This is a genomic window from Phocaeicola sp. HCN-40430 (assembly GCF_037890285.1).
In the GTDB taxonomy this organism is placed as follows: Bacteria; Bacteroidota; Bacteroidia; order Bacteroidales; family Bacteroidaceae; genus Phocaeicola; species Phocaeicola acetigenes.
On record NZ_JBBKBS010000004.1, the window covers coordinates 106,726 to 124,499 of the forward strand.

9 protein-coding genes and 1 pseudogene are annotated in these 17,774 nt (G+C 39.9%); 1 reads left to right on the forward strand and 9 read right to left on the reverse strand.

The window, feature by feature from the left end; all coding sequences use genetic code 11:
* Nucleotides 1–60 precede the first annotated feature (60 nt).
* From WKU26_RS02945 to WKU26_RS02975, 7 genes and pseudogenes are all read right to left on the reverse strand, one after another.
* Nucleotides 61–1,302: a PNGase F N-terminal domain-containing protein gene (locus tag WKU26_RS02945; protein WP_269876533.1), complete on the reverse strand. Its 1,242-nt coding sequence runs from the start codon at nt 1,300–1,302 to the stop codon at nt 61–63.
* A gap of 98 nt (nt 1,303–1,400) precedes the next feature.
* Nucleotides 1,401–2,468: pseudogene (locus WKU26_RS02950) on the reverse strand (carbohydrate-binding family 9-like protein); the annotation flags it as partial.
* 15 nt (nt 2,469–2,483) lie between these two features.
* Complete coding sequence (locus WKU26_RS02955; protein WP_340320879.1) at nt 2,484–3,773, reverse strand: alpha-L-fucosidase; 1,290 nt, start codon at nt 3,771–3,773, stop codon at nt 2,484–2,486.
* 238 nt (nt 3,774–4,011) lie between these two features.
* The gene (locus WKU26_RS02960) at nt 4,012–5,973 is read right to left on the reverse strand and encodes a SusD/RagB family nutrient-binding outer membrane lipoprotein (protein WP_340320843.1); all 1,962 of its coding nucleotides are present in this window, start codon (nt 5,971–5,973) and stop codon (nt 4,012–4,014) included.
* Between the two features lie 18 nt (nt 5,974–5,991).
* On the reverse strand, nt 5,992–9,144 hold the full coding sequence (locus tag WKU26_RS02965; protein WP_445323206.1) for a SusC/RagA family TonB-linked outer membrane protein: 3,153 nt from the start codon (nt 9,142–9,144) through the stop codon (nt 5,992–5,994).
* Nucleotides 9,145–9,989: 845 nt separating this feature from the next.
* Nucleotides 9,990–12,617: a transglutaminase-like domain-containing protein gene (locus tag WKU26_RS02970; RefSeq protein ID WP_340320844.1), complete on the reverse strand. Its 2,628-nt coding sequence runs from the start codon at nt 12,615–12,617 to the stop codon at nt 9,990–9,992.
* A gap of 184 nt (nt 12,618–12,801) precedes the next feature.
* The gene (locus WKU26_RS02975) at nt 12,802–15,006 is read right to left on the reverse strand and encodes a DUF5686 family protein (RefSeq protein WP_340320845.1); all 2,205 of its coding nucleotides are present in this window, start codon (nt 15,004–15,006) and stop codon (nt 12,802–12,804) included.
* Nucleotides 15,007–15,123: 117 nt separating this feature from the next.
* On the opposite strand from WKU26_RS02975, the gene WKU26_RS02980 reads away from it, so the two are divergent.
* Nucleotides 15,124–15,825, forward strand: a complete 702-nt coding sequence (locus WKU26_RS02980) for a cyclic nucleotide-binding domain-containing protein (RefSeq protein ID WP_178266495.1) — start codon at nt 15,124–15,126, stop codon at nt 15,823–15,825.
* Here the strand turns inward: WKU26_RS02980 and WKU26_RS02985 are convergent, their stop codons facing one another.
* On the reverse strand, nt 15,826–16,593 hold the full coding sequence (locus tag WKU26_RS02985) for a TIGR03915 family putative DNA repair protein (protein ID WP_269876527.1): 768 nt from the start codon (nt 16,591–16,593) through the stop codon (nt 15,826–15,828).
* Nucleotides 16,590–17,474, reverse strand: coding sequence for an aldose 1-epimerase family protein (locus WKU26_RS02990; RefSeq protein ID WP_340320846.1), 885 nt, complete (start codon nt 17,472–17,474; stop codon nt 16,590–16,592). Before WKU26_RS02990 ends, WKU26_RS02985 begins: the two co-directional genes overlap by 4 nt.
* Nucleotides 17,475–17,774: the final 300 nt, after the last annotated feature.

Below are 17,774 nucleotides of genomic sequence, written 5' to 3' on the forward strand. Positions count from 1 at the left end.
GGATTCTGAAGCATTTGCTGCTATCGGAATCCTTCTCTTTTTTATGCTATGAAGCTGTTTTTATTCTTCATCCCATACCAGATAGGCTGATACCAGCCAGTGATTCATTTCGTCACCGTTGATAGGCTGTGCCTTAGGTATGCTGACCGTAAAGGTATGTTTGCCGGCTTTAAGATCGGGCAATGCAATTTCTTCCGGAGCTACATCACTACCCGGGCACCAGTTGGAACGAGATAAATCCGATGAAGCCAATGGCTCTTCTACTTCCTTGGTCTTGTATCCATCCTCGCTGATGTAAGCTGCCAGACGTTTGATTAACCATACACCTGTAGCCGGGTTGAATCGGCGGAAAGATGCACAATCGTCTCTCCAGGGGATGAAGCTGAACACTTCAGTACCGTCTATGGAGAGTATATTCTTTTTCTGTACAAACTCATCGCCACCAGAGTGTCCTCCATGACCTGTCACGATGTATTTCAATCGTACGTTCTTTGCATTTTTCGGCAATACAAAGTCGGTCGATACCGATTTGCGTGCAAAGATGTCGGGATAAGACTGACCGATGTAGTACACGGTATTCATCAGTGGTTCTACATGGCGGCGCACCAGTTTGTCGCAACTGATAGTACTTTCCTTAAAGTTCAGTTCCATGCTTGCTACATAGCCTTCCGGGGTCCATGTATCGATGAAGATACCCACATATACTTCACCTTCCAAAGCAGAATACAAGTCGGTGATATCTTGTTCCCATTGTACTTGTTTTTCCCATTTCGGGATGTATACCGGGCGGCGTTTGCTCGATAATGAGTCGTCGTTCTGGCTGTAATGTCCTACACCAAACGGAGTCATGAAGCGCATCAATTCGATAGTAGGCAGGTAGTTTTTACCGGGTACGATACCCACAAGGTTTTCCAGTTTGGTGCTGTCTATAGCCGGAAACTTTTGTTTGCCTTGTGCAATGCTCATCAGGTTGATGGCAGATTTCTTTGGCAATACAAAGCAAGATCCTGATTTGTCCCAGCGGTCACCGTTGGAAGCGACTGTCAGTTTCAGGCTGACTGTTACATCTCTCTGATAAGATGGGATCTGGATTTTCTTTAAGATGATACGTCCGTTTACCAGATGGATGATGCCATTATTGTCTGCTTCAGAGAAATTGGCATAAGTATCCGGAAGAAAACGTACGTTAGCCTTGTTGAATACCTGCAAATTGAGATTTCCTTTGGCAGGCAGTTCTTTATGGTTGGCTGCATTTGCTGTCAGTGTGAACAGCAGGGAAAAAAGAATAAAGATTGTTCTCATGTTTGTTTAAGTTCTTATGCTTTCTAATGTATAAACTTCGAGCTCTTAGGTTTATGCATATAGATGCTATCAGCCTAAGAGCCCAAAATCAGAATTTATTTTTGTGCTGTAATCGGTTCGCGGGTAAACTTGCTCAGATTATCTACTACATAGCGGACATTCTCTTCCGGTACACTGATGGCAATACGGAAGGTGTGGGTAGTAGCTTCTACTGTAATTTCAGCTCCTTCAGACAGTCCTTTCAGTTCTTCGTCGGTCAGGAAGAAACTTTCTTTTTCACGCAAGTATCTCTTTTCTTTAGAGTAGAAGTCTTGCTGTGCATAGAACATCGCCCACAACAGTTTGTATGTAGCCATGTGGTATGGATACTTGAACTCGTCAGTTCCTTGTCCTACCGTTTTGTCGGACAGATACAGGAATCCCCAGCGGTCTGGCATGTGCATGTCAATCTTTCCGGTAGGCATCCATACCCAGTTTTCTTCACGTTGTCCGGGTTTGAGCCACTGTACACGTGAGAAGTTGATGCGCCAGTAGTTGCCGGCTACTCCAGGATTGGAGAAGTTTACAGTCAGTGCCTTATGAGGAATAGCCATTTCTACACTCCACTGTTTGTCTTTGTCTTTCGACTTGTTGAGTGTTCCTTCGCGATGTACGGCCAGTTTCAATCCCGGGCAATCCCATTGTATCAGGAAGTTTCCTCCCGAGCGGTAAGGTTTGTCCAGCATCAAATCGAAGATTACTCCTTTGGCATTGTTTTCAATTTCAAAGTAGTTTTGTCCGTCACCGTCCGGATCGAGGAAAACTTCGAAATCGTTGTCGTAATAGATGATTGTATCGCGCTGGCTCAGTTTTGCTTTGATATCATCTTCCTGCAAAGTTGCTGCTACGTACAAATAGTTGTCGTCCCACAACATTTTAGCAGATGTATCGTAACAAGGTTTCGGGAAGCCTTCTCCGCTGATGTCTACAAATGTAGCGGTAGCTTCTGCTTTCTGCCAGTCTGCTTCATTCAGTTTTCCGTCTATTTTCAACTTTCCTTCTGTACGGTAGCATACATAGCCGGCAGGCAATGTCAAGACACGTTCGTACTTCGAAAATAAATTCTGTGCTCCAACCTGTGTGAAAGCAGCCAGAGCAAGTAAACTGCATACAAATTGTTTTCTCATGTGTTTATTGATGGTTTAGTTACTTTCAATTACTTTACCGGCACCTCTGTACAGTTTTATAGGTCCATCCAGCAAGACTGCTACAACTGTAATCTGTGGGTCGAGTACTCGTTCAGGTACATCAATGTAGAGGTTTCCTGGTACTTCACTCCAATAGTTCTTGTTGTATATCTTGTAGTTCAGCATGTTGCCGCTTCCTACTACCCATACTCGGTTTACCTTGTTCATCAGACCTTTTACTTCGATAGGACCGTTAGGCTTGTAAGGCAAATAGAGATACAGGATATCTCCTGATTTGCTTAATGTGGTATATCCCTGGAAATGTTCGTTAGGTATACCGGCTTTGGTCTCGTAAATGGCTTCTTTGTGTTTTTTTGTCCAGCGTCCGAATTCTTTCAGAATGGCAATCTGCTCTTCTGGCAGTGTTCCGTCTTCTTTCGGAGCCATATCCAGCAGCAGGTTACCTCCCATACTCAGACAGTCTACAAATGTACGCAACAATATATATGGCGATTTGTAGTTGGTATCTGTGTGCTGGTATCCCCATGAATCATTCATAGTCATGCAGAGTTCCCAGTATTTGTCTTCCGGACGAACTACCGGAACACCCTGTTCGGGAGTAGCATAGTCGCCGTATCCCTGAATACGGGAATTGATAATTACGTTCTTATTATCAGAACGGAGCAGGTCGACAATACCTTTGGAGTTCCAGGCTTCGGCTGTTTGTTCCCAGTCACCGTCGAACCAATACAAATCAGGTTTCCAGGTTTTGTTCAACTCTTTGAGCTGTGCCATGTTGAAATCAACAAAACGCTGCCAGCGTGCCGGATCGTCTTTGTATCGTACTTCTGTACGGGTTTTGTTTGGGTAATCAGGATGTGACCAGTCTAACAACGAGTAATAGAAACCTAATTTAAGGTCGTGTTTGCGTACTTCTTTTACGAATGGTGTGAGTAAATCGCGTTTAGCAGCAGTACTTTTTACCGTACTGAGACTGCCGGCTTTTGTATCCCAAAGTGCTACACCATCATGGTGTTTAGTTGTAATGACTGTATAGCGTGCACCGCTTTCCTTTATCAGATCTACCCATGTTTTCGGGTCGTATTTGGAAGCAGTAAAACCATCTTTCTGACTCATATATTCTTCGTAGGGTAAATATTTATTGAAGAAAGACCAGCTTTCAGATACTCCGTTTACTGCATAAATTCCCCAATGAATGAAAATACCGAGTTTGGCATCTGCAAACCATTCCATTCGTTTTTCTTTTTGCTCATCTTGCATTTCGCTTGCTTTCTGCTGTCCCATAATGGGAGAAGTAGCGCAACTTAATGCAGCAAGTAGCGTCACAACTTGTTTTTTGATCATGTTATTAGAAGATTTATAAAAATAAAGTATACCTACAATATATATGCAAATATAGTAATTTTTGCAATAAGGACAAGACTCTTGTTTGGTGGTATATTTTATAAACTGTCTGAAAAAGAAAAAAGGCATGCCTCGAAAGACATGCCTTTTAGAGACTATAATAGCTTTTATAAAGTTATTATTTAGTTGCACCCATTGACCACCAAAGCGGAGTCATTGTGTTGTCTTTTCCACCCAGCAATTCTACTGCATGGTTGTATGCAGCTTCGTCAGATGTCAACAGTGACTGAGGATATCTCATACGCTGTGGGTAGTATTTCCAAGACTGTCCAGACTTCCATGAGTCATTTTTCCATTCTGTCATATCCGAACCAGTCATCACAGTTGCTTCGTTTGCTGTCATATCGAAGAACGGAAGACCCAGACGACGGTGGTCTGACCATGCTTCCTGTACCAAGTAAGGCATCTGTGCCAGATATTTCTGAGTAATAATCTTAGTCAGTTTGTCATTCAACTTCTGACCTTTGTACAGAATCTTAGATGCATCAGGATAATTGTATGTACCCTGCTTTTCTGCATTGTTGTTGTATCCGTCTTTGTAAGTGATAGCGAATGAAGACGGTTCTGCAGTATGATCGTAACTTACAGAAGTACCTACACGGTTGTATCTTTCTGATGCAAGATAGTCTGTAGCGTATTCCGAAATACCGAAGTAATCGAAGCTGGCGCGTACTCCGGCTTCATAAGCAGCTTTGTCACCCATATCGGTGCTCCAGTTGCGAAGAGCAGCTTCTGCAACGAGGAAGTAAGATTCCCATGCGCCGAAGAATACTACACGTCCTAATCCTTCTTCACCACCTGTACAGTATTCTTTACCCCACAACGGATAGCAAGAACGGATACCTTTTCCTGTTGTAATCAGTCTGTTTTTAGACAGGGTAGGTGACCAGCTTGTAGAAGAACCGGTAGGAACTCCGTTCCAAGTATACGAACCTTTTACTTTGATAGTCTGTTTACCTTCATCATCCAAAAGCAGTTCACTACCTTCTGGGTCGATAGCTGTACCTTTTCTGTCTGAAGGAATTGCATTTTCTGCATCCTTATCGTTTACAATCCAGAACATTTTCAAAGCACGAGGATCCAAGTATTCTGGAATACCATCCAACCAGTACTGTTTTGCAGGATCGTCTGTATTACCAACAAAGTGCTTGTCGTAACGGATACCCATGTAATTGTTAGCTTTCGCATAAGCTTTCAAATCCGGACGCTGTGTTTCTACTTTAATGTCACCGAAGTTGTTCATCAAGTTAGCCATTGTAACAGACAAAGCCTGCAAGTTCCATGTACGGGTGTATGGACTGGTGTAATCATTCCATCCGTTATCAGATTTGAACCACAACATATCTGCCTGATCTTTGATGTAGTTACCACCTTTACAAGCTTCTTCGAAATGCTTTTGTGCATCGTTGACTCTGTTTGTATTAGTCAGGCGCATTGCATAACGCATACGAAGTGAGTTTGCCAATTTAAGCCATTTGCTTGCAACGAAACCGTAAGCAGGGTCGCATTTTGCCTGGCTTTCTGTCGGGTTGATAGAAGTGTCAATTGCTTTAGCTGCAGCTTGCAGTTCAGACAAGATAAAGAAATATGTTTCTTCTACCGAGTTGAATGTCGGGTTTTCTCCTTGTGCAGCATTCAAAGGATAAGGACCGAATGAGTCTGCAAACTGTGCGATTACCATTGCACGCCAGATACGACCGAATTGTTCTACATTTTTGTAGAATGGTTCTGACTCGGCGCGTTTGGCTGCTTCGTTGATGGCAGTAGTTACATAAGTGATGGTAGAAGCCAGACAAGGATAGTAAAAGTTTGTCATATAGTCGTCTGCATATAAGCCTACAGATAACATTCCGGCTTCACCGAAAGTACGAGCTGCATCTCCCCAGTTCAAGTAATAGATACGTTCTCCTGTACTTGGGTCCATCTGAATTTTACCGATGGCATTATTCAGAAAGTATTCAGGCAAAGTAGACTCAATAGGAGTCTTGGTCGGGTCTATATTGATATCTTCGAAATCTGAGCATGCTGTAAAACTACTCAACAATCCGAGACCTAAGAATAATTTATTGATTGTCTTCATTTTCTGTAATTAATAGAATTAGAAACCAAGAGTAACATTAAATAAATAAGAGCGTGAAGTTGGTGATGCACCAAATTCAAAACCTGTAGCATTGGTATTTGCAACCATTACAGATTCAGGATCGATACCTTCCATGTCGCTGTAAATCATCCATACGTTGTTTACAGATACTCCCAATTTTACCTGCTGGAAGCAAGTATTTTTCAGCATAGCACGTGGGAAACTGTAGTTAAGAGCAACGTTACGCAAACGGAAGTTTGTTCCATCATAAATGTTGGCTTCTGCAATACCTTGGTTACCTGTACCAATACCCTGTGACCAGTACTGCTGCGGAGATACAGCTATGTTATTTACTGTGTAACCGCCTTTTCCGTCAGGAATAACACCATCCACTACAAATTGCTCACGACTGCCGTTTGGAGCAGTTACTTCTGCGCGTCCGCTTACCTGCAACATATAGTTAGTATATGAGTAGATATCGCCACCGATACGTCCATCAAATTGGAAGCTGAAACTGAAGTTCTTGTAATTCAAAGTGTTGATCCATCCCAACATGCAGTCTGGCTGCTGGTCACCGATTTTACGGCGTACACCGTCTGTTGTAGGAAGACCTGCTTCGTTCAGAATCAGTTTACCGTAATAAGGGCTGTTTTCATCTGTTACGCGAGCAAAAGTTGTACCCCAGATTTCACCGTAGTTTCCTCCTGCTACTGCATATACTTTCAATTCTTCAGCACCACCCAATTCATATTTTGGTATACCAGGACCTAAGTCCAAGATTTTGTTGTTGTTCTTAGAGAAGTTGATTTGAGTATCCCAACTGAAATCTGCTGTCTCTATCGGGCGAGCATAAACCATCAATTCGACACCAGTATTCTGAATGTTTCCGGCATTGATGATCTTGTTTTTGTAACCAGACATCTCGTTCATAGGAATCTTCATCAACTGACGTTTTGCATTTGACTTATACCATGCCAAGTCGAATCCTAAACGGTTGTTCAAGAATTTCATTTCCAGACCTGCTTCCCAAGAAGAAATTAATTCGCTGCGTACTGTTGCATCGTATTTTGTTTCACCAGGTTTGGCAGTAGTGTTACCCCACTGGTCTGAACCGATTTCATAAGAATCGTACAACTGATATGGATCCATGTCATTACCTACCTGTGCGAAAGAAGCACGCGCTTTTGCATATGTAACCCATTCAGGAAGAGGCTTGTTCATTTTGTTCAACATATCAGTAACTACCCATGACAATGAAACTGACGGGTAGAAGAATGAGCGGTTTTCTTTTGCCAATGTAGAAGACCAGTCATTACGGAAGGTTGCATCCAGGAAAATCCAACCATCGTAGTTGAAACCTACAGTACCATACAGAGAGTTAATTTTTCTATGGTTATAAGTTTCAGTAACATTACGGTCTGATTTACTACTATTGTTGATGCTGAACAGGTTAGGAACAGTCAGTTTAGATGCAAAATTCTTCAATCCAGTAGACTTTCTTTCCATTAAGTTACCACCAAATGTAGCATTTACACCTACCTTGTCAATCAGGTTGTCTTTCTGAGCTGTTAACAAGAAACTGAAGTTGTTTTCGTAGAAGCGTTGTTCATTTAATTCATAGCTACTGTTTCCGTTGTTCAATGTGCTGGCTCCTGCATAAGATTTTGCATTTGACTCGGTGAAATACATATCGCTACCTGCACGTACTTCTGCGTTCAGCCATTCTGTAAATTTATATTTCAATGATGCATTGATCATGAAACGGCTACGGGTATCTTCATTCAGTTTGTATTTTTCTAACCAATATGGGTTCAAACCGTTTGGAGACCACCAGTACATCTTTCCTTCTTCATTCAAAGGATTACTATAATCTTTGATATTGATAGATGAAGGAAGTTTGTAGATTGTCAAAAACGCATTTGAATCGTTGTTACCAATCAAAGGACGGTTGTTGGCAGAGTTATTGATATATTGGATTTTTCCGTCGAAACTCCAGCGGTCGTCCTTTCCAAAAGTTGAAGAAGCGCGTAATGTAAAGTTGGTACGGCTTAATTCTGCACCTGGGATTTTGCTGGAATCATCCATACGAGTTGCTGATGCATATACTGCAGTCTTATCAAACTGCTGCTGGAATGAAACACTTTCTGTAAGGTTAATACCAGTTCTGAAATAAGAATCAATGTTGTCATAATACTGCATTGTGCGTTTCTGACCATTGAAGTCGTATTCTGTTCCCATTGCAGGACCCCAGCTGTCTCCACTTTCTCCATTGTAAATACCGTCTCTACCTTGACCGAATGAAGTCTGCAAATTCGGTTTCATGAAGATTGTTTCTGCAGATACAGATCCAGAAATAGTAATACCTAAACCTTCACGTTTGCTACCTTTTTTAGTTGTAATCAAGATAACACCATTACCGGCACGTGAACCATAAAGAGCAGCTGCAGATGCACCTTTCAGTACAGACATTGATTCGATATCTTCAGGGTTGATATCAGACAAACCGTTACCCATGTCCAAAGAAGGGTTGTAGAAGTCTGCGTTATCTGAACCTGTAAAGTTATCCATAGGAACACCATCGACTACAATCAATGGCTGGTTCAAGCCAGTAACAGAGTTTGCACCACGCAACTGGATTTTAGAAGAACCGCCAGGACCGTTACTTGAACGTGTAATCTGTACACCGGCAATCTTACCAGAAAGTGCATTGGCGATATTGGTTTCGCGTGATGCTACCAATGATTCACCTTTTACTTCCTGCATAGCGTAACCCAACGCTTTCTTTTCACGTTTGATACCCAATGCAGTTACTACTACCTCGTCCAATACCTCTGTGTCTTCAGAAAGAGTAATCACACCCAAATCTGCTTTTGGTGCCAATTGCTGAGATTTGTAACCGATGTATGAAAGCTCCAATTTGGATTTTTCGCTTACAGACAAAGTGAATTTACCATCGAAGTCTGTAATAGTACCGTTAGTAGTACCCATTTCAAGGATACTTACACCGATAAGGGGTTCCCCTGTTGCATCGACTACTGTTCCCTGAACAGTAATTTTACCTGTTTGCTGTAAGGCAAATACCTCAGGTGCATTCTCGGATGCAGCCATTACTGTACCGCAACCGGAAGCCATCATTAATAAAAATACTTGTGAAAATCTTTTAATTTTCATAGGTTGACATTTTGTTATTAGGGTTAAGATATATTTATCGTTTCCGTTAGTATTGCAAGATTAAACTTATTAAATGGTCATATGTGTCTCTTTTATAATTAGTTATATTCGTTTGTGTGTTTGGTTTGTTATTTATTCTTTAGTAAAAATATGAAATAGTTAAGAATTATTGAATATGCAGAAAAAAGATTATCTGTGTTTTAACGCTTATTAACTCATGGGGTAGCGTTATATTGTGTATTCTTTTTGTAATATGTTTGTATAAAATATTTAATATCAGAGATTTATAAGGCGATAATAAATGCTTCTTACTGGTGTAAGTTTCGAGGAAAACAGGCTGCTTTGCTAAATGTGACAAATCGATTTTGAACAGGGTTACTACCTTGTTGTGCTATGTCTTTTTGCTGCTTTTATTGCTTGTTCTATGTTTTTTTGTTTTTATTATAGTGTTTTTAATGACACTGATTTATGTTGTATAACATTGTTTGGAAGGAAAATATATTTATTTGTAAGAATACGATTATAGTATAATATGAAGTTTGTTGAAGAGGGTGAATCAAAATAAGATTTAACTATCATATGTCATTTTGAGCGAAAGCGAAAGATCTCGTATATAATAGCTGATGCTTTCAGGATTCTGCGCTACGCTCAGAATGACCTCCTTTTTCAATCTCTTGTGTGGCAATTAGGGGTGTTTAAATGATAAAGATAGTACTTCTGTTTTGATGTGAGAAATAAGCTGATAAAAATAGCCGGAATGAATTTTACAACTCATTCCGGCTATTTAAATATTATTTTTAGGAATACAGATTAAGCTTATGCTCTTTCTGTCTCCTTTTTGACATTTACTGTTGGACTTCTTCTTCTGTAATCTTATTGATAATTTTCAACAAGCGTTCGCCCAATCCAATGGTATATCCATGTGAAGTGAAGACAATACGGTTGAATGTGTCGCCAATAATAAACAAAGGTAATGGTGTATTGGCTTCAAGGTTAAGCACTTCCAGTAGATCTTTTTGAATGCTTCCATCGGTATCGATACCCCATACAACGTGTTCAGGAAGACCTGGAACAGGTGCTTTCAGGTATTTGTTGTATGCTTCACGGCTTTGGAAAAGCAATACCATTTTACGGCCACATTCGTCGAACTCTTTTGCTTTTACGGCAATGTCTTTTAAAGTATGATCTGTGGGTTCCTGTCCTACACCCAGAATAGCCAATACATAAAGTCCTCTTCCGCAGGTGTTGAGAATGCTTGTTTCTTTTCCACTTGTAGTTTCTATGAATTTAGACTCTGAGTTGAAGTTGCCAATAACCATGATCTCCTCTGTATTGTCACGGACAATCAGTTTATCTTCTTTGGTCTGATTCTTGTGAATGTTAAACAAAGAAACCTGAGCTAATACACCTCCATCAGCCAAACGGCTTCCTGTTACCATCATATAATAGCCGGTATCGATTGAGGCTCCATCTTTAAACAGGCTGCTCCATTTTGCAAAGTCTGGATAGTTAAGCAAATCAAAACGTCCGTTGTTGAATTTTGACAAGGTGAAATGACGCAGATATTCAGGATCATCAAGTTGTGGAATAGAAGAATAACTCAGCTTGAGAGTTCCTGTTTCTGCTGCTCCGGAAATACCGCTTTCAAAATTCACCTTAATATCTTTGCCGTCTTTTTGGTAGAATACATTTCCTGTTACTCCGTCTATCCATGCAGGGATTTCTAAAGAACGAGCTACGGCAACAAAGAAGATATCGCGTGAAATACGGTCAGCGGTACGGCTTTTCCATACTCCGGCGGGTGAGATGAATGTACCTACGCAACAAAGGTCATCGCGTAAAGTAATATTCTTTAGACACCATTCTGCCAGTTTTTCCGGTGCCTTTCTGTAACGGCGTGCATCGCTTGCCTTGATTTCTTTTTGGAAGAATGAACGGTAGGCCGACAACATTTCACCTGCAATGCGCGGGGCCAGAACTTTGGCTGCATCAGATGTCATAGAAGTGTGGTATAAATGATCGTTCAAAATGTCTTCCGGGGTATCACGAAGGTCTTTGGCTGATAATGTAGCCAACAGTTCAAGAGCACGTGCTTCATATTTCTTCTCTGCGGCTTTTTTCAGGAAGCCCATGATTTCTGCATGATTTCCACGTGATGCTACAATATATTTTTGTATGTCTTCTGCCTTGTATCCGTTAGCGGTAGCAAATTTTTGGATTGCTTCGGCATTAGGGAAGGTGGCAATATATGCATTACGAATAGAGTCTTCCAGGTTGAAGCGGCGATCGTTTTCTGCACGCTGTTCTGGAGTAACTTCCGGTAAATTGAGTTTGGCAGGTGGAGGAAGCAAATCAACGGGGAATGAAAATTCTTCTCCGGTGTGGTGATCTAATTTTAAAATAGCTTCACGCTCTTTTCCAAAAGATACTTTACGGATTCCAAATTTGTCTCCTTTGGTAGCAATTACGATCATATCGCCTAATCCGGCAGAAAGGTTAGCTGTTCCGTCTTTAGGTGTCAGTACGGTATGTACTGTGAAGAATTCAGCATAGTTGTAGATTTTAAACTGCACGCTGGCTCCTTCTACAGCCGCTCCTTTCTCGTCTACTACTTTTACGGTCAAAGGCTCAAATTTAGCATAATTGCCGATAATATTAATTTCTGTATAATTGGCTGTAGTACGCATGACTTCTTCCGGACCATTATATGCTCCGAATACTTTGGTGTGCATTAGCATACCACGGCTTGCAGGCAGATTAAACCATCCCAGATTCAGTACTGGTTCCGGTTCGCAGGCTCCTAAGAAATGCCACTTGCCATCTACCCATGCTTCTACCCATGCGTGATTGTCGTCTGTATGGGCCCATCGTGGGGTGTATACTTGTCGGGCTGGAATACCTACCGCACGTAAAGCAGCTACTAAAAAAGTAGACTCCTCGCCGCAACGTCCGTATGCTGTCTTTACAGAAGCAAGTGGGGCACTGGTACGCGCGTCAGCGGGCTGGTAACTTACTTTTTCGTGACACCAGTGATTTACTTCGAGTACTGCATCGTGCATGGACAAACCTTTGATACGAGGCATCAGTTCGTCATGGAATACCATACGAGCACGGTCAAGATTCTCATTATTAATACGTATTGGGAGAACGAAATGGTTGAAAATATCGTCCGGAATGTTTTTCCCCCAACTTGTTTCTTTGCGTGTAGCAAGTGAGGTGCGCACATTTTCCAAATAAAAATCTCCCGAATAATCAGTGATATCGCCTACAGGCATGTAAGCATAATAAAAAGTCAAAGCATCACGTTCCTCTTGTGTGAGTTGTTTTTGAAAAACATTGAACAGATCTCCGTGAGGTAATGCTTCCTTTTTCTTCTGAAAGTCGGCGTGTATCCGGCTGTCAAAAGAGGTTTGGGCCATTACAGGCATGGCTGCAAGTAGCAACCCTGCAATTACTGAAAAAGGTCTTTTCATAAATAAAGATGTATATTATGTTAAAGGATTTGTGGCAAAGATATGCTTTTCGGAGGGATTGTCCTAATATTTTGTATAATTAATCTCTGCCGGCTCTTATGTGAAGAGGATGACTCTTGAATTTGGTAACTATTAACTCAGAGATAATATTTCACAAACAGGTATTTATTTTATGTCTGATATTTTATTTGTTAAACAACTCAAAAGTGAATTTAAATCCTATTGAGGTGAATTTCCCTTTTTCATTACCAATAAATATACCTCCATCGAATAAATGAGTGCCAATGCCGTACCCTAATTCAATATATGGGTTTAAATGTGGCATAAAAAGGATTCCTGCATAAATACGTTCTTTTTGGATGAATGAAAGTAGACGGGTGACCGGATATAATAAAAGGAAAGGGGTTTCGTAAGTCATATTTCCTCTGAAATAATGCCGGGAAGCATTGTACCATCTTCCATCCAGCATTTGAAAAGTACCTCCCATATCATCATTCCATCCTTGTGGCAAATTACGATTTGCAAAATTTACGTAATCGACAAAATACATATCATCTTGATTGGTGAAGAATCCTCCCCCTAAGTGATATGCAATGGTGTGTAATTGCCTGAAACGGATTTTTTGCTCGGCTGAAAATTCTACCCGTTCATATTTTCCGGAGTTTTTCATAATATTGATACCTCTTTCGTAGTCGATAACGAATGTAGGAAATTTAGAGCCTACATTGATTTTTCGGTTCCCGTTTATATAGTAATACATGCCGGGAGTCCATTCTAATCGTACGCGGGGAGCAAAACTGTTATATTGTGACCGTATACCACGAGCTGCTACTTCCGGTGTGCTTTTTGTATGACGCCAGTGCATGGTTATTCCCGTCCAAAGATTCAATCCGTTTATAATTTCGATGTTGTGTGAAGCATGTAGGTATACATCCTTAAAATAATCCAGTTCCAGACCATCAAAACTGAAGGCGCTATCGGGTAGATTTTTTAATTGGTCAAGTACAATACTGCTGTAAATGCGGTTGCCGTTTCCTATACTGAATGTAAAAGAACCATGCTTCATGGGGTTATACATATATTCTGCATCCATTTGGGCGTAAAGTTCTTTTTTGGTGAAATTGTATCCTATTTGAGGAACAATATGTAGTAGTCTTCCATTATGGAACAGTTTGTTGTATTTAAACTCCTGCCGGTAAGATATTCCATTTGTATGGCTGTAGCTGACTAACAAAGGATTGATTAGAGGGGAGCAGTTGATACTTCCTATTTTAGTGATGTCTATTTCATAGCTGCTTATCAGTGCATCTCCCAGCTGTCCCATATAGGTCAGATTCTTTTGGAATTTTGTTTCTTCTTTCTTAAGTGTATCTTGTACCTGAATTTGGTGGCGTTGGTCGAATGCCTGGTATAAGGAATCTTCCCATTCACTAAGAGGAATGGGGCGGATACGGTTGAAGGAGTCACGGTTTTGTATCAGACATGCCGTGTCGCAGGTTAAAGTATAAGATTTGGTCAGATTGTATTTGCTTTTATCTTTATATAAGTACTTGGGTGTGATATCTTCTTCGCTCCTGAATTTAACGTCTTTATAGGTAAGCCATCCAGTATATTTCATTTCCAAATGGTTAAGTAGAAACTTGAAATTTACATCCAGGTTGATAAGTTGGGGGAGGTATTTTGTTTCTTCTGTATTTCCCATTTTCATGCTTAGTTGGAAGCGGATTACATCGTATCTTCCTTTAAATTCAAGGTGGCGGATTGTAAAGTCGTCAGCTGATATCCATATGTATCCTTCCAATAATTGAGTGCTCTTGAAACGCGGAATAATCTGTATCTTATAGGTTTTTGTTCCTAACCAGTAGCTGATAGATTCCAGATAGTAATTATAATGTATTTTCGACTGCTTATTCAGGGGTGACAGAATCTTATCTCCCATTACAGAGGGAGAATAAATGTTGAATTTAAGGTAATCTAATATGTCGAAAAAACGACTATTCCCTCCTGGGAAGGTTGTTGAAATCGCTCGTATTTTACGATCGTAAATATCTGGGGCTGTATACTGTAATTCACTGATGGACTCATGTATATAGTCTTTTATGCCTTTTTCTAACCGGAACATGGATGGCACATACTTGATGATACGGTTTTGTTTGTGAATCTGCATTTTCCCTTTTAAATAGAGATCTGCCTGATAGCTCTTCACTTTTGTCGCATAAATATTGGCTGATTGGAAGATGTTCTCGAGGATAGAATCTGGTACATATGGTTTATTGAGCCTGTTGTTTATAAAGACATCGTTGGCATGTGCCTTCCCAAAAATAACAAATAGGAAAAGTACCAGCAATATGTGTACATAATTATGATATCTCTTCTTGACTCTCTCCATATTAATGACAAATATATAATAAAAGCGGTTTGTTGCATGAGATTTTTAGAAATTAAAATGTAGATTTCATTTTTTTCTTCCTACCTTTGTGTTCGAAAACATGGTTTTATAGCATTTATGGTTAAGAAAGAACTTACAGAAGCTGAAATTGCGGAAAGTATACCTGATTTATGGCAGCCTCTGACTACGGAACAGCGTGCGATTCTTGCACGGGATTTTACTGTGCAGAAATATAAAAAAAATGAAACAATCTACTGCGAAGGGGAAACTCCTATGCATTTAATGTGTTTGCTTACCGGAAAGGTGAAAATTTATAAAGACGGAGTTGGTGGGCGTAGTCAGATTATACGTGTAATTAAAAATAAAGAATATTTTGCATATCGTGCTTATTTTGCAGAAGAAAATTTTGTAACGGCTGCTGCTGCTTTCGAGCCTTGTACGATTTGTCTTATACCAATGCCTACTATTGTAAAACTGATTCAAGAGAACACAGATTTGGCTATGTTCTTTATTCGTCAGTTATCAAAAGATTTAGGTATTTCGGACGAACGTACAGTAAGTTTAACTCAAAAACATATCCGTGGCCGTCTGGCTGAATCATTGTTGTTCTTAAAAGATACATATGGTTTGGAGGAAGATGGCAGAACATTGAGTATTTATCTGTCTCGTGAAGATCTGGCCAATTTGTCAAATATGACTACTTCTAATGCAATTCGAACTTTGTCTAATTTTGCTTCTGAAAAGTTGATTGCTATTGATGGCCGTAAGATTAAGTTGATAGACGAAGAGCATTTGAAAAAAATCAGCAAAATAGGATAATTATTGCTTTTCTGTCAGATACTTCCAAAAACGTACAGGCATATCTTTTTTATGCTTTATTGGATTAAGTCTTTCTTTTATACAGATAGAATCGAAATAGCTTTTCCAAAGTGTTTGGAAAAGCTTTTCTTTTTTATCCAGTAGACTATCATTTAACTTTCCTGTTGTGAAATGAGACTGTTCGGGAAATTCAAAAGTGATTTCGCTTACTGTATTTTGATCATAATAATATCCATATTTCCGCTTGGTGTCATAAATGAGCCAAGGCTGATCGGAAAAACGGTTTTGAAAATGAGAGATTGTAAGTGGAAATACATTGTATAAAGGAGCCATTGCTCCATAATAAATTCCATTGTACGTTTTTTGAAAACGCATGAATTGGAGAACTCTATGTTGTTCAGAACTTACTTTTTTCCCTAGCTGTGTGATAGCCAATATGTCTGGATCGCTAAAGTTTGTCTCTATAGAATGCGGTGCGATGACTATTTTCCGCATATAGTTGAATAAAAGGAGGGGAGCCTCAGGCTTCTCCGAAAGCCAGCAATAAGTGAGCTGAGACAAGGCTCCCCTGGATAGTTTTTTCTTTAAAGCAGTCCATACCCGTTCTGCTTTTTTATTGTCTGTTACAACATGAAATACGGAATCATAAAACAAAGGAAGTGGCTCTTTTTCCGGCAAAAGTAAATCTGGAAATGTTTTTCGACTGTATGCATCGAATAGAGCCGATAATATTCCTTCGAAAGTATGATCGTATTGAAAAATGATCATTCTATATCTTCTATAATGATTGAGTAACTTGTTGTAAAGCTTTTGTTGGGAGCAAGATGTTGCATCCATTCGCGGTCTTTAAACTCACCATGATATCCCACTTTATCACAACGTCCATACCAGGGCTCAATGCAAACAAATGGAACATCCGGATGTACAGCACTCGGCGACCATACAGCAACTAATGGGCTGCTAAATTCCAGACTGATGTAAGGCTTTTGCTCTTTATCCATCAGTGTGATTTTTTGCAGCTGACTATTATCAAACATATAAGTATCGCACATAAATGTATCACTGGTTAGCTCCATGATTCCATTTTCTGTGTGTAAAATATGCCGTTTGTCAGATACACATCCTTTTTCTGCCGGTGAAATGTATTCTAAGTCGGTATGTTTTTTGCCAAAATCCAGATAGCCACGTTTATGTGTTGTCGGGTCTAAGTCGCGATAATAGAAGGCTGGGTGCGCTCCAATTTGGAAATACATGTCCTTATCTCCCGTATTTTGTACACTCCACATCACTTCTATTCGATTTCCTTTCAGTCGATAGCCTATTTCAAGAACGAAAGGAAATGGGTATTTATTGAGAGTCTCTTCTGAACTTTCCAGTGTATAGATCAATGCATTATCTTCTTCGTAAGTCAACTGAAACTCCATGTCTCGGGCAAAACCATGCTGTCCTAATTCATATGTAATACCCTCGTGCTGATACTGATTGTTCCATACACGGCCTACAATAGGAAAAAGAACAGGAGAGTGTCTTCCCCAGAATTTTGGATCACCTTGCCACAAATATTCTGTATTATTTACATTTATACTTACTAATTCAGCTCCATGTTCGGCTATTTGTAGTGTAATCTTATCATTAGAAAGTGTTTTCATTTTGTTTTCTTTTAAGTTGTAAATCTTCCATCAAAAGTAGTGAATTTATTTACTGAACGGTATAAAAATAGAAACTTATTTTTGTTTGTTTATTATTTTTACATACATTTGTGTCTCTACCTTAGGTTGTAAAAATGAAATTTGGATTACATATTATACTATATATACTTATTTCCTTTTCCTGTTTGTGCTGTAAAAGAAAGGGAAATGAATCTGATCAGAGAGGTTATCGTGACCGATTTCTGATTAGAGAGATTCTTGACTCAGTATCTGTTGATCCTTTACAGGCTTCTAATTTGT